Source organism: Shinella zoogloeoides, from assembly GCF_022682305.1.
GTDB lineage: Bacteria > Pseudomonadota > Alphaproteobacteria > Rhizobiales > Rhizobiaceae > Shinella > Shinella zoogloeoides_B.
On the sequence record NZ_CP093528.1, the window covers coordinates 2,360,182 to 2,381,449 of the forward strand.

18 protein-coding genes are annotated in these 21,268 nt (G+C 64.8%); 7 read left to right on the forward strand and 11 right to left on the reverse strand.

Translation table 11 applies throughout. The features are described from left to right. The first annotated feature begins 125 nt into the window (after positions 1–125). The 4 genes from MOE34_RS11845 to MOE34_RS11860 all read left to right on the forward strand — a co-directional run bounded on the left by MOE34_RS11845 (position 126) and on the right by MOE34_RS11860 (position 5,033). Complete coding sequence (locus MOE34_RS11845) at positions 126–1,085, forward strand: alpha/beta fold hydrolase (RefSeq protein WP_242217062.1); 960 nt, start codon at positions 126–128, stop codon at positions 1,083–1,085. Then, positions 1,082–2,026 carry a DMT family transporter gene (locus MOE34_RS11850; protein WP_242217065.1) on the forward strand — a complete coding sequence of 315 codons (945 nt, stop codon included), beginning with the start codon at positions 1,082–1,084 and terminating at the stop codon, positions 2,024–2,026. Before MOE34_RS11845 ends, MOE34_RS11850 begins: the two co-directional genes overlap by 4 nt. Positions 2,027–2,190: 164 nt before the next feature. Continuing rightward, positions 2,191–3,387 carry a CaiB/BaiF CoA transferase family protein gene (locus MOE34_RS11855; protein ID WP_242217067.1) on the forward strand — a complete coding sequence of 399 codons (1,197 nt, stop codon included), beginning with the start codon at positions 2,191–2,193 and terminating at the stop codon, positions 3,385–3,387. Then, positions 3,384–5,033: a thiamine pyrophosphate-binding protein gene (locus MOE34_RS11860; RefSeq protein WP_242217069.1), complete on the forward strand. Its 1,650-nt coding sequence runs from the start codon at positions 3,384–3,386 to the stop codon at positions 5,031–5,033. Before MOE34_RS11855 ends, MOE34_RS11860 begins: the two co-directional genes overlap by 4 nt. Before the next feature lie 194 nt (positions 5,034–5,227). Here the strand turns inward: MOE34_RS11860 and MOE34_RS11865 are convergent, their stop codons facing one another. Next, positions 5,228–5,566, reverse strand: a complete 339-nt coding sequence (locus MOE34_RS11865; RefSeq protein WP_242217070.1) for a TIGR01244 family sulfur transferase — start codon at positions 5,564–5,566, stop codon at positions 5,228–5,230. A 70-nt stretch (positions 5,567–5,636) separates the two neighbouring features. Then, positions 5,637–6,491 carry a DUF4432 family protein gene (locus MOE34_RS11870; RefSeq protein WP_242217074.1) on the reverse strand — a complete coding sequence of 285 codons (855 nt, stop codon included), beginning with the start codon at positions 6,489–6,491 and terminating at the stop codon, positions 5,637–5,639. 295 nt (positions 6,492–6,786) lie between these two features. Between MOE34_RS11870 and MOE34_RS11875 the strand changes: the two genes are divergently transcribed. Further along, positions 6,787–8,151 (forward strand): L,D-transpeptidase family protein, encoded by a 1,365-nt coding sequence (locus tag MOE34_RS11875; RefSeq protein ID WP_431522438.1) that lies wholly within the window; start codon positions 6,787–6,789, stop codon positions 8,149–8,151. A gap of 124 nt (positions 8,152–8,275) precedes the next feature. On the opposite strand, the gene MOE34_RS11880 is transcribed toward MOE34_RS11875, so the two are convergent. The 9 genes from MOE34_RS11880 to MOE34_RS11920 all read right to left on the reverse strand — a co-directional run bounded on the left by MOE34_RS11880 (position 8,276) and on the right by MOE34_RS11920 (position 18,982). Beyond that, a complete protein-coding gene (locus MOE34_RS11880; RefSeq protein ID WP_242217078.1) occupies positions 8,276–9,799 on the reverse strand; it encodes a globin-coupled sensor protein in 1,524 nt (507 codons plus the stop codon). A gap of 252 nt (positions 9,800–10,051) precedes the next feature. Further along, positions 10,052–10,768: a ParA family protein gene (locus MOE34_RS11885; RefSeq protein ID WP_242217080.1), complete on the reverse strand. Its 717-nt coding sequence runs from the start codon at positions 10,766–10,768 to the stop codon at positions 10,052–10,054. Positions 10,769–10,987: 219 nt separating this feature from the next. Beyond that, positions 10,988–12,133 (reverse strand): iron-containing alcohol dehydrogenase, encoded by a 1,146-nt coding sequence (locus MOE34_RS11890; RefSeq protein ID WP_242217082.1) that lies wholly within the window; start codon positions 12,131–12,133, stop codon positions 10,988–10,990. Positions 12,134–12,138: 5 nt separating this feature from the next. Next, positions 12,139–13,518 carry an aldehyde dehydrogenase family protein gene (locus MOE34_RS11895; RefSeq protein ID WP_242217084.1) on the reverse strand — a complete coding sequence of 460 codons (1,380 nt, stop codon included), beginning with the start codon at positions 13,516–13,518 and terminating at the stop codon, positions 12,139–12,141. Between the two features lie 111 nt (positions 13,519–13,629). Next, a complete protein-coding gene (locus tag MOE34_RS11900) occupies positions 13,630–14,994 on the reverse strand; it encodes a glutamine synthetase family protein (protein ID WP_242223916.1) in 1,365 nt (454 codons plus the stop codon). A gap of 79 nt (positions 14,995–15,073) precedes the next feature. Then, complete coding sequence (locus MOE34_RS11905) at positions 15,074–16,126, reverse strand: TRAP transporter substrate-binding protein (RefSeq protein ID WP_242217086.1); 1,053 nt, start codon at positions 16,124–16,126, stop codon at positions 15,074–15,076. A gap of 130 nt (positions 16,127–16,256) precedes the next feature. Then, a complete protein-coding gene (locus MOE34_RS11910) occupies positions 16,257–17,579 on the reverse strand; it encodes a TRAP transporter large permease (protein WP_242217089.1) in 1,323 nt (440 codons plus the stop codon). Further along, a complete protein-coding gene (locus tag MOE34_RS11915) occupies positions 17,576–18,085 on the reverse strand; it encodes a TRAP transporter small permease subunit (protein WP_242217090.1) in 510 nt (169 codons plus the stop codon). Before MOE34_RS11915 ends, MOE34_RS11910 begins: the two co-directional genes overlap by 4 nt. Before the next feature lie 135 nt (positions 18,086–18,220). Next, positions 18,221–18,982 (reverse strand): N-formylglutamate amidohydrolase, encoded by a 762-nt coding sequence (locus MOE34_RS11920; protein ID WP_242217093.1) that lies wholly within the window; start codon positions 18,980–18,982, stop codon positions 18,221–18,223. Between the two features lie 192 nt (positions 18,983–19,174). On the opposite strand from MOE34_RS11920, the gene MOE34_RS11925 reads away from it, so the two are divergent. Together MOE34_RS11925 and MOE34_RS11930 are read left to right on the forward strand one after the other, a co-directional pair. Next, positions 19,175–20,053, forward strand: coding sequence for a MurR/RpiR family transcriptional regulator (locus tag MOE34_RS11925; protein WP_431522439.1), 879 nt, complete (start codon positions 19,175–19,177; stop codon positions 20,051–20,053). A 99-nt stretch (positions 20,054–20,152) separates the two neighbouring features. Next, positions 20,153–21,259, forward strand: a complete 1,107-nt coding sequence (locus MOE34_RS11930; RefSeq protein WP_242217097.1) for an ABC transporter substrate-binding protein — start codon at positions 20,153–20,155, stop codon at positions 21,257–21,259. Positions 21,260–21,268: the final 9 nt, after the last annotated feature.

Sequence of the window (21,268 nt, forward strand, 5' to 3'; positions counted from 1 at the left end):
CACGAGAATGCAACCCCTGATCAGAAAAATTACGATAGGCGCGCGGCGGCGGAAAAATACACGCCGCATCCCATTGTCTTTGCGCGGCAAATCGCGTTGACCTGTCCGCAAAGGGAGGACGTGCGGTGTTTTCACAGGCCGAGACGCTGAAAAGCCCGAGCGGTGCTACGCTTGCGCTGCGGCACGAGCCGGCGCGCGGAGAGGCGCGGGGCATCCTTCTCATCAGCCACGGCCTTGCCGAGCACAGCGCGCGCTACGCCGTCTTCGCCGCCCGCATGGCGACGGAAGGCCTGCACGTCTATGCGCACGACCATCGCGGCCACGGCCATACGACGGCGCCGGATGCGCCGCTCGGGCAGTTCGCGCCGCGCGGCGGCATCCAGCGCGTCATCGAGGACATGCGCGCGGTGCGCGACCTTGCCGTCGGGCGGCATCCCGGCCTGCCGGTGGTGCTGTTCGGCCATTCGATGGGCGGCCTCATGGCGCTCGCCTTCGCTGAGGCACACCCCACCGATATCGACGCGCTCGCCGTATGGAATTCCAATCTCGAGCCGGGCTTTGCCGGGCGGCTGGCGCAGGTCGTGCTGGCGGCCGAGCGCATGCTGAAGGGGTCGGACGTGCCCAGCGGCATCCTGCCGAAGCTCACCTTCGGCGCCTGGGGCAAATCCATCGCCGGCCGGCGGACGGAGTTCGACTGGCTGTCGCACGATGCGGCGCAGGTGGACGCCTATGTCGCCGATCCGCTCTGCGGCTTCGACGTCAATGTCTCCATGTGGATCGACATCTTCGCCGTCACCTTCGCCGACGCCTCGGCGGGAGGGATCGCGCGCCTGCCGAAGGCGCTGCCGATCCACCTTGCCGGCGGCGGCGAGGACCCGGCGACCGATTATGGCCGGGCGACCCTCGCCTTTTCCGAAAGGCTCAAGAAATCGCGGCTTGAGAACGTCACCACGATCGTCTATCGCGGCATGCGTCACGAAACGCTGAACGAAAGCCCGGCGCTGCGCGACCCCGCCATCGACGCCTTTGCCGGCTGGTGCCGCCGGGTTGTCGAGGAAACGCGCCGGCCGCCGGACCGATCATGAGCACGACCGCCATCACGCCGCTGCGCAACGAAGTGAGCCTCGGGCTTGTCTTCATGGTCCTGTCGGTGCTGATCTCGCCGATCATCGACATCTTCGCCAAGCTCGCCGTCACCTCCGTTCCCGCGACGGAGATCACCTTCGTGCGCCTGCTCTTCCAGATGACCGTGCTGGGGCCGATCTGCCTGATGCGCGGCACGCTGCTGGACGTGACATGGAGGAAGATGGGCCTGCATGCAGCACGCGGCCTGCTGATGGCCATCACCATGATCAGCTTCGTCACGCCGCTCGCCGTCATGGAGGTGGCCGACGCCATCGCCATCTTCTTCGTCGAGCCGATCATCCTCACCATCCTCGGCTCCATCTTCCTGAAGGAGACCATCGGCTGGCGGCGCTATACGGCCTGCGGCGTCGGCTTCTTCGGCTCGCTGCTCGTCATCCAGCCGAGCCTGCAGGAAGTCGGCCTCATCGCCCTCCTGCCGGTGGTCGCGGCCTTCTCGCTCGCGCTCTTCTTCCTGCTCACCCGACTTGTGGCGCAGAAGGAGGACCCCTGGTCGATGCAGTTCTACGCGGGTCTCTGGGGCGCCGTCATCGCCGGCCTGCTGCTCGTCGTCGGCAGCGTCGCCGGCATCGACTTCCTGACGCCCGTCGTACCCGACATGCGCAACACGCTCTATATCGCGGGCGCGGCCGTCGCGGCCACCATCGCCGGCGTGCTCGGGGTCTATGCCTATCGCTCGGCCCCGGCCTCCACCCTCGCCCCGCTGCAATATCTGGAGATCGTCTCGGCGACGATCCTCGGCTGGTGGGTCTTCGGCCACCTGCCGGATACGATAAAGTGGCTCGGCATCTCCATCATCATAAGCTCGGGCCTCTATGTCATCTGGCGCGAGCGGCAGATAGGCAAGACGGCGACCATTCCGCCCGCCTCCACGCCGATCTGACAAAGGCGAAGACCGGCGCACGCGGCGGGCATCAAGTCAGTCGAACCCGTCATGATGTCCGTGGCCCTGCCCGCTATCGTGCCCTCCGGCTTTTTGTTATCCAAGGCGAAATGGGTGAAAAGCCCGGCGGGCGCTTTCGCGCGCCTGTGAAGGAGGAGTGCACGATGGAGAAGTCGAACCTGCCGCTTGCCGGCATCCGTGTCATCGAACTGGCTCGGGTGCTCGCAGGTCCCTGGGCCGGGCAGATGCTGGCGGACCTCGGCGCGGACGTCATCAAGATCGAGAACCCCGACGGCGGCGACGACACGCGCGCCTGGGGACCGCCCTTCGTCATGGGTAAGGACGGCGAGAATCTCTCTGCCGCCTATTACCATTCCACGAACCGGGGCAAGCGCTCCATCGCCGTCGACCTCAAGACGGAGGAAGGCCGTGAGACAGTCCACCGCCTGATCGCGACCGCCGATGTGGTGATCGAGAACTTCAAGGTCGGCGGCCTGACGAAATACGGCCTCGACTACAAGAGCCTTGCGGCGCGACACCCGAAACTCGTCTATTGCTCCGTCACCGGCTTCGGCCAGGACGGCCCCTATGCCGCCCGCGCCGGCTACGACTATATCGTGCAGGGCATGTCCGGCTTCATGTCCGTGACGGGTGCGCCCGATGGCGAGCCGATGAAGGCAGGGGTCGCCATCGCCGATATCTTCACGGGCATCTATGCCGTCGCCGCCATCCAGGCCGCGCTGATCCATGTCATGAAGACCGGCAACGGCCAGCATGTCGACATGGCGCTGCTCGACGTGCAGTCCGCCGTCATGGCGAACCAGAACATGAACTTCCTCGCCTCCGGCAAGGCGCCGACCCGGCTCGGCAATGCGCATCCGAACATCTCACCTTATGAGGTGGTGCCGACATCCGATGGACACATCATCCTCGCCGTCGGCAATGACGGCCAGTTCAGGAAGCTCTGCGGCATCCTGAAGCTTGACGGCGTCGCCGATGACGAGCGCTTCGCGACCAACCGCGCCCGCGTCGCCAACCGCGAGGCGGTGCGCAGTCTCGTGACCGGCGCGACGGCCGCGATCACCAAGGCGGACCTACTCGACGCCTGCGAGCGCGAGGGCGTTCCCGCCGGGCCGATCAATTCCATCGCCGAGACCTTCGACGACCCGCAGGTCAAGGCGCGCGGCCTGCGCGTCGATCTGCCGGATGCGGACGGGAACCTCATTCCCGGCGTGCGCACGCCTATCGTGTTCTCCGGCACGCCTCTCGTCTACGACCGCCCCAGCCCGCGGCTCGGCGAACATACCGACGCCGTGATGGCGGAACTCGAAACCCTCGAAGCAGGAAAGAAAAGCGCATGAAGACCGGCGGCCAGCTCATCGTCGACGCCCTCGTAGCCAACGGCGTCAAGCGTGTCGCCTGCGTGCCGGGCGAAAGCTATCTCGCGGTGCTCGACGCGCTGCATGACACCAATGTCGACGTGCTCGTCTGCCGCCAGGAAGGCGGCGCGGCGATGATGGCGGATTGCTGGGGCCGGCTCACCGGCGAACCGGGCATCTGCATGGTCACGCGCGGCCCCGGCGCCACCAACGCTTCCGCCGGCCTGCATATCGCACGGCAGGATTCGATCCCGATGATCCTCTTCATCGGCCAGGTGCAGCGCGATGCGCGCGAGCGCGAGGCCTTCCAGGAAGTGGAATACCGCCGCGCCTTCACCGAGGTCGCCAAGTGGGTGGCCGAGATCGACGACGCCCGCCGCATTCCCGAATTCATCACCCGCGCCTTCGCCGTCGCCACCTCCGGCCGACCCGGCCCGGTCGTCCTGGCGCTGCCCGAGGACATGCTGACGGACGAAGTCGAGACGGTCGAGGCAAAGCCCTTCATGCCGGTGGAGGCCCATCCGGGCCGCAAGCAGGTCGAGGAACTGGCCGGCCTGCTCGAAAAGGCCGAGCGCCCCCTCGTCATCCTCGGCGGCACGCGCTGGTCGGATGAGAGCGTGAAGGGGATCGCTGCCTTCGCCGAGCGCTGGTCGCTGCCGGTCTCCTGTTCCTTCCGCCGCCAGATGCTGTTCGATCACCAGCACCCGAACTATGCCGGCGATTCCGGCATCGGCATCAACCCGGCGCTGGGCAAGGAAATCCGCGAGGCCGACCTCGTCATCCTGCTCGGCGGCCGCTATTCGGAAATGCCGTCGGCCACCTACAGCCTGATTCAGAGCCCCTATCCGCAGCAGAAGCTGGTGCATGTCTATCCCGACCCGTCGGAACTCGGCCGCGTCTACCGCCCGGATCTGGCGATCTGCGCCGCGCCGGAGGATTTCGTCGCCGCGCTTGAGGGCCTTGCGCCGAAGTCCGCGCCGCGCTGGGCCGCCCGCACGGCCGCCATGCATGAAAGCTACCTGAAGTGGTCGACCCCGCCGATGGAAGGCCCCGGCGCGGTACAGATGGGGCCGATCATGGCTTGGCTGGAAGAGAACACGGCCGAGGACACGATTTTCACCAACGGCGCGGGCAACTACGCCACCTGGGTGCACCGTTTCCACCGCTTCCGCCGCTTCGGCACGCAGGCCGCCCCGACCTCCGGCTCCATGGGCTACGGCCTGCCGGCCGCCGTCGCGGCCAAGCAGCTCCACCCGGAACGCGAGGTCATCTGCTTTGCCGGTGACGGTTGCTTCATGATGCACGGCCAGGAATTCGCGACCGCCGTGCGTTACAAGCTGCCGATCATCACCGTCGTCGTCAACAACGGCATCTACGGCACGATCCGCATGCACCAGGAACGGGAATATCCCGGCCGCGTCAGCGCCACGGACCTCACCAACCCGGATTTTGCAGCCCTCGCGGTCGCCTATGGCGGCCATGGCGAGACGGTGGAGAAGACGGAAGATTTCGCCGACGCGTTCCTGCGCGCCCGCGCCAGCGGCAAGCCGGCGATCATCGAGGTGAAGCTCGATCCCGAGGCGATCACGCCGACGCGCACGCTGTCGGATATCCGCAGCGGGAAGTGAGGTCAGGGGCTGGAAAGCCCCTCATCCGCCTGCCGGCACCTTCTCCCCGCAAGCGGGGCGAAGGACCATGACGAACCGGTTTCCCGAAAATCGCTAGTGTCACGAAGAAGCGAGGCATTGCCTCCTGCCCCTTCTCCCCGCCTGCGGGGAGAAGGTCGCGGCAGCGGGATGAGGGGCCAAGCCCCTCCCAGCCCTCAGCCGCGAATGTGCTGCGTCTGCTCGTAGGTCTTCGTCGAGCGCATGCCCGAGCGGCAATAGCCGAGCATGGGGCGCGGCAGCTCATCGAGCGCATCGACCATGCCGTTCACCGCTTCCACGGTCACGCCCATCGGGCCGACCGGCACATGCGCCGTCTCGATGCCGAGTTCCTTCGCGCGGGCGGCAATGGCGGAAAATTCGGGCTGGCCGGCCTCTTCATGGTCCGGACGGTGGCAGACGATGGACTTGAAGCCGAGGGCGGCGATCGTATCGAGGTCCTCGACGGTGATCTGGCCGGAGACGGCGTATTCGTCGTTGATCGAGCGGATATCCATGGAAGGTCCTTTCCGAAATAGCTGCGATCCCGTTTAGGCCCGCGCCGCGAAAGCGTCAATCATGCGAAATCTAGCGGACCTCGAAGGCGAGCGCGTAGCCGACGCTCTCGCCCGGCGCAAAGTCCGGCGCTTCACCGGAAGCGATCAGCTCCTCGCGCGAGGCCAGCCGGTGCGAGACCGGCTCGATGCCGAGCACCGCGCAGCCGGATGACTGGTTCCGCCAGACCTGCAGGTAGGGCAAGGTGTCGGTGCGGAAGCGGATATGCACGCTACGCCCGCCGAGGGCGGCGATCGGCCCTACGGCGATCTCCGCCCAGCCATGCTCCGCCGTCTCCGCCGCCGGCACGCAGAAGATCTTCATGTCGCCATCGTCGAAGCGCCAGGGCAGGCTTCCGCCGGGCAGCATGGCGCCGGTCAGCCGCGTGTCCTCGTCAAACAGGCCGGTGCCGAAATTGATATGGTACATGGCGAAGGGCGGCCATGGCCTGTCGCCCGTATTGGTTACGGCGTCATCGAGCGAGATGTGCCCCGTACGCCGGTCGGCGCGCCAGCGGCGCGCAAGATCGGCCGTGCCGCCATGGGCGAGCGCGACGGCGATGCGCCCCTCGCAGATCGCCTCACCCTCGTCCTCCTCGATGGTGATGTCCCGCGCCGGATGGGAGGAGAGCGAACCATGCAGCGGGTAGCGCCGACCGTCGGTCGCGCCCTCCACCGGCACGGGATGACGGATATGATCCGGGCCGCAGGTGAAGAGGAAGCCCGGCAGCGCCCTGTCGATGCGCGGATCGCCGTCCGAGGGAATGGCCGAGCCGGGCGTGATGTCCATGCCATGGAAAACGGCGCTCGCGACGTCGAGGGCGGAATGCGCCGTCAGGTCGAGACGGAAGGACTGGTCCGGCGTATCGGCAGCAAGGGCGAAAGGCATGGCAAACTCCGGTGAGGCGGGCAAGGACCGCATGCTAGGGCCAAGCGCTGCCGAGCGCCACCGGGCGCACATCTCCATCCCGCATCTTTTCACGGAACCGCCGCGCCCGACTACAAGTTTTCACCATACGCGTTGACGTTACGTTCACCATCGATTCAGTTTTCCATATTAAGGTCCGAATTGAAGTGTTCCGTCCGCGCGACATATGCAACCTGGCAGGTCAACAGCCGTGAATTCGATTTTTAAAACAAGCATTTCGCTTCTTGCAGCCGCATCCGTCCTCGGATTCGCGGCGCTGCCGGCCAAGGCCCAGCAGCACCAGCTTTCCCGCAACACGATCCTCGTTTCGCCCGAAGGCGATATTCTCGACTATATTCCCGACGACGGCAGCATGCGCTGGGGACGCGACAGTCGCGGCCGCAAGGTGCTGATCGACGCCTGGGGCGACATCGTCGCGACGGCCGTGCCGGCAGACCGTTATTTCGGCAATGACGGCGATGGCTATCCCTCGCGCCGCGAGCGCTACCGCGAAGCGCGCGGCTATTCGGAGACAAACCCGGACTACTTCCCTCCGGCCCCCGGCGCCGACTATGACGATAACCTGACGACCAGTTCCGTGCCGGAAATGCGCGAGGCGCTGCCGGGCGACATGGAACGGCGCACGCCGCCGGACACCGATTTCGGCAATACGCAGCCCATGCCCGGCCTCTCCAACGACCCCGACGAGGCGCTGGCGCTGCCGGCGGACGGCAGCGATCCGAATGCCGAATTCGTGCCCGGCCCGAAGTTCGCGCCGGCGGTAGCGCTCGGCAAGATGTCCTCCGCCGAAGTCACCGCCCTTCAGGTCTTCCTCGACCGCGAGGGCTTCTCCCCGGGCGTGATCGACGGCAAGAAGGGGTCCAACGTCACCAAGGCCATCGAGGCCTGGCAGAACGCCACCGGCGAGACGCTCGATCCGAACAATGCCGACGATATCCTGGAGCGCCTGCGCCTGTCCGGCGGCATGGCCTTCACCACCTACGAGATCACCGCCGCCGACGCGGCCGGTCCCTATGTGGCGTCGATCCCGGACGACTATGCCCACAAGGCGGCGCTGCCGCATCTCTCCTTCACCTCGACGGAGGAAATGCTGGGCGAGAAGTTCCACATGGACGTCGCCTATCTGAAGGAAATCAATCCGGGCGTCGACTTCACCATTCCCGGCACGCTCGTCAAGGTCGTCGATATCGGCGAGAAGAAGACCGGCAAGGTCGCGAAGATCCTCGCCGACAAGGGGCGCAAGCAGGTGCTCGCCTATGACGCGAACGGCACGCTCATCGCCGCCTACCCGGCGTCCATCGGCTCGTCGGACACGCCCTCGCCCTCCGGCACGGTGACGGTCCAGCGCATCGCGCTCAATCCGGGCTACACCTACAATCCGAAGATCAACTTCAAGCAGGGCAACAACGACAAGGTGCTGACGCTGCAACCCGGCCCGAACGGCCCGGTCGGCACGGTCTGGATCGCGCTCTCCAAGCCGACCTACGGCATTCACGGCACGCCCGAACCGTCCAAGATCGGCAAGACCCAGAGCCACGGCTGCATCCGCCTGACCAACTGGGACGCCACCGAGCTTGCCAAGATGACGAGCGCCGGCGTGACCGTCGAATTCGTCGACTGAGTATCGCCAAAGACAGCAACGAAAGCCGGCCCGCAAGGCCGGCTTTTTTCGTTCCGGCAACAGGTTCGCTAAGAGAGGCCGGGAGCGCGACGCACTCCCGGCCTTCTCAATCCTTGAAGCAGGTTCAGGCGGCGCGGGTATAGCCGGAATTGCGCGCCGGCTGCGCGGTGCCGCCGGTGCGGAAGGCGCTGAGCTGGGCGGCGATGGAGGCGGATTCCGCGGTCAATGCCTGGCTCGCGGCATTCGCCTGCTCGACCATCGCGGCGTTCTGCTGGGTGATCTGGTCCATGGCGTTGACGGCCTGGTTGACGGCCTGCAGGCCCGTCGCCTGCTCCGCGGTGCTGGCGCGGATGGTATTGAAGACCGCGCTCACCTCGACGACCTGCGACACGATCTGGCGCAGCGACTGGGCGACCTCGCCCACCGAGCGCACGCCGTCCTCGACCTGCCCGTGCGAGCGGGCGATGAGGTTCTGGATGTCCTTGGCGGCATCCGCGCAGCGCTGGGCAAGCGCCCGCACCTCCGAGGCGACGACGGCAAAGCCCCGCCCGGCTTCGCCTGCCCGCGCGGCCTCGATGCCTGCGTTCAGCGCCAGAAGGTTGGTCTGGAAGGCGATCTCGTCGATCACTTCGATGATATTGGCGATGGCCGCCGAGGACGCCTGGATCTCGCCCATGGCGGTGATCGCCTCTTCCACCACCTCGCCGCTGCGCTGCGCATTGTCGCGCGCGGCCATGACGAGGGCGTTCGCCTCGTTGGCGCTTTGCGCGGTCTGACGCACGGTGGTCGTCACCTGTTCCACGGCCGCCGCCGTCTCCTCGAGGTTCGCCGCCTGCCGCTCGGTGCGCTTGGCGAGATCGTCGGATGCCGAAGCGATCTCACGGGCGCTGAGATGGATCGATCCCGCACCGACCCCGATATTGCCGATGGCCTGCGCCAGCGTCGACATCGCGTGGTTGAAGTCGTCGCGCAGCGCCTCGTAAGCCTCCGGCAACGCGCCGGTGATGCGCGCCGTAAGGTCGCCGTCCGAGATGCGCTTCAGCGCCGCACCGAAGGAATCGCTGACGAGCTTGCGCTCCTCGGCGAGAACCTGCGCCTGCACCGCCTGCTGCTTGGTGACGTCGGACGTATCCTGGTAGACGGAGATCGACAGGTCCATGTCGAGGAACATCGCCTTGAGCAGGCTGGAAAACCGCGCCGCAAATTCCTCCGGGCCGATTTCATGGCGGGAGAACAGCCCCCCTTTCGGCCAGAGCGATTTCGCCGCCTCGGTCAGCAGGTGTTCCACGATCAGCGCGTAGCCCCCGATATACCAGCGCGGCTCCAGTCCGATGCGGGCATGCACACGGCCGATCGTCTGCACCTTCGCCGCATAATCGCCCGTGAAATCGCCGGCGGCGATGCTCTTCCAATGGCCGAGCTGCGCCTCCTTGGCGTGATTCATATGGGAATCGCTGGAGAAGAGGTGGTTCACCTCCGGACTCTTGCGCACGATGGCGTAGAACTTGTCGAGCGCCGGCCCCATCTCCTTCTCGATGAAGGGCTTCAGGCTGCGCAGCCGCTTCAGCGCGGCCTCGTCAAGACCGAGATAGTCCAGGCGGCGCGCGATATCGGGGTTCTGGCTGGCAGTCTGCGGGGCTGGCTTCATGGAGAGGGTATCCTGGAACGCGAGAGACGGGAGGAAAACGCAATGCTCCCCGGGCAGGCGGCCCGCACGGCGCGCCCACCCCGCGACCCCTCATGGGTCCAGTTGAAGGCACATGCCTTCAGGGAATAGCTTTCTGAGGCGATATCATTAGGTTAGGCATGGTAAATTGTTCATTACCAGACCTCGCGCCGATAGCGGAAAACGGCTGCGCCTTTGGTCGCAGCCGCTCCGACCGTTCATCAATTCGCGAGCTCAGGCTGCCTGCCGGAGCGTGCGGAACAGGCCACGACCGGTCGCGCAGCGCTTGCGCGAGGGCAAAAGGGCCAGAACCTCCCCGGCAAAGAGCCGCGCGTTCTCCCGCGCCTTGTCGAGATTGCTCACCCTGGCCGGGTCCATCGAATAGAGCGTGCCGCCGCAATCGAAGATATCGCGGAAGGCCGTGCGTTCGCCGATCGGCGTATCGAGCACCGCGACGCCGCGCGCCGAAAGCAGCATCTTGACCGCCGCCATGGCGCGGGTCGTGACCATGGAGTTCATGCGCGTCAGCACGACCGAATGGCCGATGCGGATGCCGGCCTTCTCGTCGAGCTGCTTGAGAAGTTCGAGGATCTGCGCGGCGCCCCGCGCATCCATCGCACAGCCCTGCACGGGGATCATCACATGGTCGGAGAGGCCGATGGCCGTGGCGACCAGCGCATCGCGCGCGCCGGCAAGGTCGATGATGAAATAGTCGGTCGTATCGCGGTTCTCGCGGATATGCCCCTGGATGGAGGCCATGGAGACTTCCGAGATGACGGCGATGTTGCGCTGGCGGCCGGAGATTTCGTGCCAATGGCTGATCCAGCGCTGCGGATCGGCGTCGAGGATGGTGATACGGTGGCCCTGGCTGGCAAGCTCGGTGGCGAGAATGAGGGCCGCGGTGGTCTTGCCGGCGCCGCCCTTGGCATTGGCAAATGTGATGACGGGCATGTCTTTCCTCTTGAAGGCTGCGAGCTGCTCATCGCTCTCGTCAGACGACCCGGTGGAAATGGCGCCCGCTTAACCGAACCTTTCAAAACATGGTTAACAAAGAGGAAATTTCCGTATCGCGAGGATTAATGAGATCGCGCGCCAAATTTGCGCTTTGCAAGAAAAAAGCCCGGAAAACCAATATTTTCCGGGCTTCTGTCATTTATTAACGGTGAGAATTCAGATGCACTCTACGAAGAGGCGCTTGGCCGCGTCGAGCGTCAGTTCCACCGGGTTGCCGCCGGCCGTCGGGTCGACGATGGCCATGGCGGACATCTCGTCGATACGGTCAGTGCCGACGCCGAGCGCCGAGAGCTTGTCCGGCACGCCAAGTTCCTCGCGCAGGCGCAGTACATAATCGAAGAAGCCGTCGAAGCCGCCGGCTATGCCGAGATAGGCGGCGGCGCTGGCGATCTTCGCCTCGATGGCCGGGCGGTTGAAGGTCAGCACCGGCGGCATCACGACGGCATTGGTCATGCCGTGATGCGTGTTGTAGATCGCGCCGACCGGGTGCGACAGCGAGTGGATCGCGCCGAGGCCCTTCTGGAAGGCGACGGCGCCCATGGCGGCCGCCGACATCATGTGGGCGCGGGCCTCGATATCCGTACCGTCCTTGTAGGCGCGCGGCAGGTATTCCTTGACGAGGCGCATGCCCTCGAGCGCGATGCCCTGGCTCATCGGATGGTAGAACGGCGAGCAATAGGCTTCGAGGCAATGGGCGAAGGCGTCCATGCCGGTGCCGGAGGTGATGACCTTCGGCATGCCGACCGTCAGTTCCGGGTCGCAGATCGTCACGGAAGGCAGGAACTTCGGATGGAAGATCACCTTCTTGGTGTGCGTCTCGGAATTGGTGATGACGGAGGCGCGGCCGACTTCCGAGCCGGTGCCGGCCGTCGTCGGCACGGCGACGATCGGCGCGATGCCGTCGGAATTGGCGCGGGTCCACCAGTCGCCGATATCCTCGAAGTCCCAGACGGGGCGCGTCTGGCCGGACATGAAGGCGATGGCCTTGCCGAGATCGAGGCCCGAGCCGCCGCCGAAGGCGACGACGCCGTCATGGCCGCCGTCGCGGAACACCTTGACGCCGGCTTCGAGATTCTTGTCGGTCGGGTTGGGATCGACCTCCGCGAACATCGCCCGGCCGAGGCCCGCGGCCTCCAGAATGTCGAGCGCGTTCTTGGTGATCGGCATGGTGGAAAGGCCGCGGTCGGTGACGAGCAGCGGCTTCTTCATGCCGACCGCCTTGCAGTGGTCGGCGAGTTCCGAGATACGGCCCGCGCCGAACTTGATCGCGGTCGGGTAGCTCCAGTTGGCGGTGATGGTCATGCTCTTCAAGCTTTCCTGAAATGGTAGGATTTCGGACGGGTAAGGTTGTGGAAGCCGATGACGGAAAGCGAGCCGCCACGGCCCGTCTCCTTCACGCCCGTCCAGCACAGCGCCGGGTCGAGATAGTCGGCGCGGTTCTGGAAGACGGTGCCGGTCTCGAGGTCGCGGGCGATGCGGGCTGCGCGTTCGCTGTCCTTCGTCCACAGCGAGACGGTGAGGCCGTATTTGCAGTCGTTCATCAGCGCGAGCGCTTCCTCGTCGCTCTTCACCTTCATGATGCCGACGGCCGGGCCGAAGGTCTCTTCCGTCATGAACTCCATCGAATGATCGACATCGACGAGGATCTGCGGGGCGACATAGGCGCCGCCGTCATCGGCCGGGAAGAGCTTGGGATCGACCAGAGCCTTCGCGCCCTTCGAGACCGCGTCGGCGATCTGCGAACGGACGGTGGCGGCGAAGCGCTTGTGCGCCATCGGGCCGAGCGTCGTTTCCGGATCGAGCGGGTTGCCGAGCTTGTAGTTGGAAACCCAGGCGACCGACTTCTCGACGAACGCGTCGTAGAGCTTCTCGTTGACATAGACGCGCTCGATACCGCAGCAGCACTGGCCCGAATTGTAGGTCGCACCATCCATCAGCGTGTCGACGGCCGCGTCGAGATCGGCGTCCTCCATGACATAGCCCGGATCCTTGCCGCCCAGTTCGAGGCCGACCGGCGTGAAGGTGCCGGCGGCGGCGCGCTCGATGGACCGGCCGCCTTCGACGGAACCCGTGAAGTTCACGAAATCGAAGCTGTTTCCGGCGATCAGCGCCGAGGTCGTGTCATGGTCGAGGAAGACGTTCTGGAAGACGTCTTCCGGCACCCCTGCCTCGTTGAAGGCGCGCACGAGCCGCTCGCCGACGAGCAGCGTCTGGGCGGCATGCTTGATGATAACGACATTGCCGGCCATCAGCGCCGGGGCGATCGTGTTGATCGCCGTCATGTAGGGATAGTTCCACGGCGCGATGACGAAGACGACGCCGTGCGGTTCACGCTCGATGCGGCGCTCGAAACGGTCGCTGTTCTCGATGACTATGGGCGCGAGCGAGGAACCGGCGATCTCGGCGACATAGTTGGAGCGCTCGTTGAAGCCCTTGAACTCGCCGCCGTAGCGGACCGGGCGGCCCATCTGCCAGGCGATTTCCGGCACGATCTCGTCGGCCATCTCGTTGACGCGGGCGACGCCCTTGAGGACGAGCTGGATACGGTCTTCCAGCGGGCGCTTGGCCCAGGCCTTCTGCGCCTTCTTCGCACGGGCGACGGCCTCTTGCGCGACGGCCAGCGGCATCGCCTCGCGCTCGGCATAGACCGAGCCGTCCACGGGGGATATGCATTTGATCACAGTCATGATCGACTTCCTGTTGGTTCTATCGGAATTTCAGTTTTGACAGGGACCTCGCCGCGCCTTCGCGCCCGCCGGAGAATCTCCGGGGGCCAAAGGGGCAGACCCGCGCCGTTCTTACGCTCTCTCGAAGCCGCGCGCCACCTCCCAGTCGGTGATGCGGCGGTCGTATTCCTCCTGCTCCCATTCGGCGGCGCGGACATAGTGGTCGACCACGTCGTCGCCGAAGGCCTCGCGCAGCATGTCGGAGGTCTTCAGGGCTTCGGCGGCGCCGCGGAGCGTTCGCGGAATCTCACGGATGTCCTTGCCGCCATAGGCATCGCCCTCGAAGGGCGCTTCCAGCTCGAACTTGCCCTCGATGCCGGCAATGCCGGCGGCCAGCAGCGCGGCCATGGCGAGATAGGGATTGAGGTCCGAGCCGCCGACGCGGCATTCGATACGGATGCCCTTGGTGCCCTCCCCGCACAGGCGATAGCCGGCGGTGCGGTTGTCCTTGCTCCAGATCGCCTTGGTCGGCGCGAAGGTGCCGGCGACGAAGCGCTTGTAGGAATTGATGTAGGGCGCGAGGAAATAGGTGATCTCGCTGGCATGGGCGAGCAGGCCCGCCACATACATGCGCATCATCTCCGACATGCCGTATTTGGCGTCCTTGTCGAAGAACTTCGCTTCCTTGCCGTCGAGGCTCCAGAGCGACTGGTGGATGTGCGAGGAGGAACCGGCCATGTTGTAGTTCCACTTGGCAAGGAACGTCACCGCCTTGCCGCGCTGCCAGGCGATCTCCTTGGTCGCGTTCTTGATGATCGAGTGCCGGTCCGCCATGGTCACCGCCTCGGCATAGCGCACGTTGATTTCCTCCTGGCCGGGCGAAGCCTCGCCCTTGGAGTTCTCGACCGGAATGCCGGCGCCCTGCAGGCCGTTGCGCAGCGCCCGCATTACATCCTCCTCCTTGGTGGTCTGGAAGATGTGGTAGTCCTCGTTGTAGCCGCTCGCGGGTTGCAGATCGCGGTAGCCGCTCTCGCGGGCGTGGTCGTAGGTCTGGTCGAAAAGATAGAATTCCAGCTCGCTCGCCATGAAGGGCTTGAGACCCATCGCCTCAAGGCGCTTGACCTGCTTCTTGAGGATCGCGCGCGGCGAATGCGGCACTTCCGCATGGGTGTGGTGGTCGAGCACGTCGCAGAGCACCAGCGCCGTGCCTTCCAGCCAGGGCAGCTTGCGCAGCGTCGCGAGGTCCGGCTTCATCGTGTAGTCGCCATAACCGGAAGCCCAGCTCGTCGACTTGTAGCCGGGCACCGTCTCCATCTCGATGTCGGTGGCCAGCAGATAGTTGCAGCTATGCGTTTCCTCATAGGCGCTGTCGACGAAATACTGTGCGTGGAAGCGTTTGCCCATCAGGCGCCCCTGCATGTCGACAAGGCATGCGAGAACGGTGTCGATGCGGCCCTCGGCCACATCCTTCTTCAGGTCGTCAAATGTATAGGTCACGGTCATCGGGGTGGTCCTGCGGGTTATGGCGGCGTGCCGGACCGGGCCTTAACGGCCCGGTCCGGCGTTTCGGATGGCGTCAGCCGTTCACATAGGGCGGGCCGGCCTTGTTGATGACGGCGTTGTAGTCCTCGAAGATCTTGACGACCTTGGCGGCCGTCTCGCCCTGCTCGGCGATCTCCTTCCAGAAGACTTTCGCGGCGTCCTCGACGACCTTCCATTCCTCGGCCGGAATGCTGGTGAGCTTCAGCTTCGTGCCCTCGGCGCGCAGCTTCGCCTCGCCGCCCCAGTACCACTGGTCGCGATAGTTGTTGCCGGATTCGATGGCCGTCATGACCAGCTTCTTCAAGTGATCCGGCAGTTCCGCCCACTTTTTCTCGTTGACGAAGAAGGAGCCGATCCAGGCGCCCGAGATGTTGTTGGTCAGGAAGTGGTCCGTCACGTCGGCCCAGCCGACCGTATAGTCCTCGGTGATGCCCGACCAGGCCATGCCGTCGAGTTCGCCCGTCTGCACGGCGACCTGCGCGTCCTCGTAGGGGATCGTGACGGGCACGACGCCGAACTGGCTGAGGAAGCGGCCGGCCGTCGGGAAGGTGTAAAGGCGAAGGCCTTCCAAATCCTTGACCGAGGTGATGGCCTTCTTGGTGTTGAAGTGGCATGGGTCCTGGCCCGACGAGGAGAGCCAGACAACGCCGCCGACCTTCTCGTAGGAGGAGCGCCAGATATCGGCGAGGCCGTACTGCTTGAACAGCACCGGCACGTCGAGGATCTGCTTGGTGGCGAGCGGGAAGTAGCCGCCGAAGGTGGCGACGTCGGCGGGCGAGGCCATGGAATCGTCGTCCGAATGCACGGCGTCGATGGTGCCGGCCTGCAGCGCGCGGAACAATTCGCCCGTCGGCACGATCTGGTCGGCGAAGTAGAGCTCGATCTCCAGTTCGCCCTTGGCGGCGGCATTGATCGCATCGACAATGGGCTTGGTGACATGCTCGCCGAGCGCAGCGCCCGCATAGGTCTGGAAACGCCACTTGATCGGCTCCTGGGCCTTCACGATGGCGGGTGCGGAAAGCGTCGCTGCGCCGGCTCCGATCGTAACCGCCCCGGCCCGTGTCAGAAATTGCCTTCTATTGGTCATATCTCTTTCCCTCTGTTTATCGTCAGCCTCTGCCGGGAACGGCCGTTCATCCCGGTCGGTCGATGGTCTTTTCTTGTACCGGCCTCATTACTCCCTTGTGCGCCGGCGGCCCTGGCCGCCGGCAAATCCGTCACTTGCTGTAATAGTTGTTCGGCAGCCACGTCGCGATCTCCGGGAAGCAACCGATGATGATCAGGCTCGCCACCATGATACCGACGAACGGCCAGATCGACGCGTAGATGTCCCGCATGGTGATGCCGGGCGGCGCCATGGCGCGCATCATGAACAGGTTGTAGCCGAAGGGCGGCGTGATGTAGGCGATCTGGCAGGTGATCGTGTAGAGCACGCCGTACCAGACGAGATCGAAGCCCAGCTTCTGCACCAGCGGGATGTAGAGCGGCGCGACGATGACGAGCATCGCCGTGTCGTCGAGGAACATCCCCATGATCAGGAACGAGAGCTGCATCAGCACCAGCACCTGCCACGGCTCGAGGCCGAGGTCGCCGAGGAAGAAGCGCTCGATGGACTTGACCGCGCCGAGGCCGTCGAAGACCGCGCCGAAGCAGAGCGAGGCGATCAGGATCCACATGAACATGCAGGTGATGCCGAGCGTCTTCTGAAGCACGTCGTTCCACAGGGTACGCGTGAGACGGCCGCGCTGCCAGGCGACGAGCGCCGAGGAGATGGCCCCGACGGCCGAGGCTTCCACGAGGCTGGCGATGCCCGACAGGAACAGCCACATCATCAGCGTGAAAATGCCGAGCGGCAGGATGCCGGCCGTGAGCAGCTTCAGCTTCTCGCCCGTCGGCACATGACGCTCTTGCGCGGGCAGCGCCGGCCCGAGCGACGGATTGATCCGGCAGCGCACATAGACGTAGATCGCCATCAGCACCGCCATCAGCAGGCCCGGGAATACGCCGGCAAGCCAGAGCTGGCCGACCGGGACGCGGGCGATCATGCCATAGAGCACGAGCACGATGCTGGGCGGGATCAGGATGCCGAGCGTCGAGCCGCCCTGCACCACGCCCGTCGTCATGACCTTGTCGTAGCCGCGGCGCAGCAGTTCCGGCAGCGCGATGGTCGCGCCGATCGCCATGCCGGCGACCGAAAGCCCGTTCATCGCCGAGATGATGACCATCAGGCCGATGGTGCCGAGCGCGAGGCCCCCGTTGATCGGCCCCATCCAGACGTGGAAAGCCTTGTAGAGATCTTCCGCGATGCCGGATTCGGAGAGCATGTAGCCCATGAACACGAACATCGGCACCGTCAGCATCGGATACCATTTGACGAGCTTCATGACGGAGGCGAAGCCCATTTCCGAGCCGCCCTCGCCCCACAGCAGGAAGGCCGCCACGACGCCGACGAAGCCGATCACGGCGAAGACGCGCTGCCCGGTGAGCAGCAGCACCATCATGCCGACGAACATCGTGATTGCGATGAATTCATAGCTCATGCGATGGGCCTTCCCCGCAATTCGGCGATATCCTTGAAAAGCGACGAGGTGGCCTGCGCGAGCATCATCACGATGCCGAAGGTCATGATCATCTTGATCGGCGCCATGTAGGGCGCCCAGGCGGAGAAGCTCTTCTCCTTGAACTGGATGGCATAGGTCGTGCTGGTGATGCCGCCGAACAGCATGAAGCCGAGGAAGGTGATGAGCGCGACGGCGGTCACCACGTCGAAGGCCGCGCGACGGCGCAAGGACCACTGGCTATAGAACAGGTCCATGCGCACATGGTCGCCCGTCTGCATGGCGAAGGCGCCGCCGAGCATGTAGTAGGCCGCCATGACGAACTGGGCAGATTCGAGCGTCCAGTTCGCCGGCAGGTGAAACGCCTTCGAAACGGAGGAATAGAGCAGGATCGCGAACATCGCAAAGATCAGGTACATCGCAAAAAGGCCGACGCGCCGGTTGAACGTATCGACGAAGCGCACATAGCTCTTGATGAAATCAGGCATCGGCCCTGCCTCCCCAGGCAGCGGCGGCGTTCTCAGCCGGACCGGTCCTCCAAATTGACAACGCAAGCATTCGCCTGGCCTCTCCAGTTCGTGTTCTTTTCCGTTTCCACGGACATTCCGTTCCCGGGTCGTTTTCTAATTGATTGCGGAAAGGCTCTTGCCGAGCAGTCCCGTCAGGTAGCCGGCCACGACCTCCTGGCCGGCTTCATCTCGGATGAGGTCGTTGCGGACCTCGATCATCACATTGGCAAGGCCGTTGGAAAGGCCATGCTCCTTCAGGGTGTGCGTCACGCCGTCCTCGGGACCGTAAGGCTCGTTGCGGCGGGCGTCGTAGCGCCCGTCGATCGCGGCCTCGGCCAGCATGGCGTCGGCAAGGCGCGTATCGGCATCATGCAGAATACCGATCTCCACATCGCGCTGCTTGCCGAAATAGATCGGCGTGAAGCTGTGCATGGTGACGATGACCGGCGGCCGGCCCTCGGCGATCCGGGCCTTCACCAGTCGGGAAAGTTTTTCACGGAACGGCAGGTAGAGCGCTTCGGTGCGGGCATCACGCGCCGCCTGATCAAGCCCCGCATTGCCCGGAACATCGAAGATCTCGCTCTTTTCCGGCATGGCGGCCGGCGATTCCGGCGGACGGTTGCAATCGTAGACGAGGCGCGAGAAGCGTTGGTGGAGCAGCGTCGCATCGAGTCTTCTCGCCACGAGGCGCGAGACGGCGAGCGCACCCGGATCCCAGGCGATATGGCTGGCCAGCGCCTCCTCGGGAAGCCCGAGCGTGCCAAGCGACCTCGGCAGGACGCGCGATGCATGCTCGCAAACCAGGATCACCGGGCCGCGGGCAATAGCATTCTCCAGGGCGACCGGGTCGCCCTCCTCCACACTCAGAATTCCCATGAGCCTGATCCCCTCGACCGGCTTTTATCATTGATGAAGAGAATTCTTCACCATTCTGCCAGTGTCAACCGGCGAATGAAAAAATCTCTTCAAAAAATCATTTGACTCGAATTGTGACAGCGATGTTTAATTTTGAAAACTCCGGCAAAGACCGGAGCGCAGGGGAATAACTTGACGCTCAACCAAGCATCCATGACGGTGTCGGATGTGATCCATGCCCATTTCGATGCGCTGACGCGCGCCGAGAGGCAGCTGGCCACATCGCTGCTCGACAACTACCCCGTCTCCGGCCTCGGCAGCATCACGACGGTGGCGGAAAACGCCGGCGTGTCGACGCCGACGGTCGCACGCATGGTGCAGAAGCTCGGCTTTCGCGGCTTTCCCGATTTCCAGGTCCGCCTGCACCACGAACTGGAGGCGACGCTTTCCAGCCCCATCAGCAAGCACGACCGCCTGGCCGCCAACGCGCCCGGCACCCACATCCTCAACCGCTTCGCCGACGCGATCATGACGAACCTGCGCCAGACGCTCGCGCAGATGGAGGCCGCCGAATTCGATGGCGCGGCCGCCCTGCTCGCCGACCGCCAGCGCAGCATCTACATCATCGGCGGGCGCATCACGAAGGCGCTGGCGGACTATCTCTTCACCCACCTCCAGGTCATTCGCCCGAACGTCACGCAGATCGCCTCCAATCCGAGTTCCTGGCCGCATTACGTGCTGAACATGAAGGCGGGCGACGTCCTCGTGATCTTCGACATCCGCCGCTACGAGCAGGAAATGGAGACGCTCGGCCGCGCCGCCCGCGAGCGCGGCGTGGAGATCGTGCTGTTCACCGACCAGTGGGCCTCGCCGGTCGCCAAGGCGGCGGCAAGGGTCTTCCGCGTCCATATCGAGGCGCCGTCCGCATGGGATTCCTCCGTCGTGACGCTCTTCATCCTGGAAGCACTGATCGAAGCGGTGCAAAGTTCGGGCTGGGAGGAAACCAGCGACCGAATGAAGACGCTGGAGGGCCTGTTCGAGGCCAGCCGGCTTTTTCGCAAACCCCGGCCGGAGGTTCCTGGCAAATCCTGATCGACATACGAAAAAAACGAAATAAAACTGTCACATAAGCTTCATACGCCGCAAGTAATCACCACGCCGAAATGCCTGACACACAAAAGGAGAACACCCGTGATGTCACATACGAAACGTCTGCTTTCGCTCTCCACCGCCCTGGTGATCGCCACCACGTCGCTCGCTTTCGCCGAGCCGAGCGCGGAGCTGATCGAAGCCGCCAAGAAGGAAGGCATGCTCACGACCATCGCACTGCCGCATGACTGGTGCGGCTACGGCGACGTCATCGCCTCCTTCAAGGCCAAGTATCCGGAAATCCAGGTCAACGAGCTGAACCCCGACGCCGGCTCGGCTGACGAGATCGAAGCCATCAAGGCCAACAAGGACAACAAGGGCCCGCAGTCGCCCGACGTGATCGACGTCGGTCTCGCCTTCGGCCCGTCCGCCAAGGCCGAAGGCCTGCTGCAGCCCTACAAGGTCTCGACCTGGGACGAAATTCCGAACGAGATCAAGGACGCCGACGGCCACTGGTACGGCGACTATTACGGCGTGATGTCCTTCCTCGTGAACAAGGACCTCGTCGCCAATTCGCCGAAGGACTGGGCCGACCTCCTGAAGCCGGAATATGCCGGCCAGGTCGCGCTTGCCGGCGACCCGCGCGCCTCCAACCAGGCGATCCTCGCCGTTCTCGCCGCCGGTCTTTCCAAGGACGCCAAGTCCGGCAAGGAAGCCGGCGAGGCTGGCCTTGCCTACTTCGCCGAGATGAACAAGGCCGGCAACTTCGTTCCGGTCATCGGCAAGTCCGGCACGCTGGCGCAGGGCTCGACCCCGATCGTCGTCGCCTGGGACTACAACGCGCTCGGCTGGGCCAAGACCCTCAACGGCAACCCGCCGACCGAGGTCATCGTTCCGGAGAAGGGCGTCCTCGCCGGCGTCTACGTCCAGGGCATCTCGGCCTACGCGCCGCATCCGAACGCCGCCAAGCTGTGGATGGAGCACGTCTACTCCGACGAAGGCCAGCTCGGCTGGCTGAAGGGCTATTGCCATCCGGCGCGCTTCAACGCCATGGTCAAGGCCGGCAAGGTTCCGCAGGAACTGATCGACGCCCTGCCGCCGGCAGCGTCTTATGAGAAGGCCTACTTCCCGACGCTCGAGGAAGTCGATGCCAACAAGGCCGCCGTCACCGGCGCGTGGGACAGCGTCGTCGGCGCGAACGTGCAGTAAGCGATAATC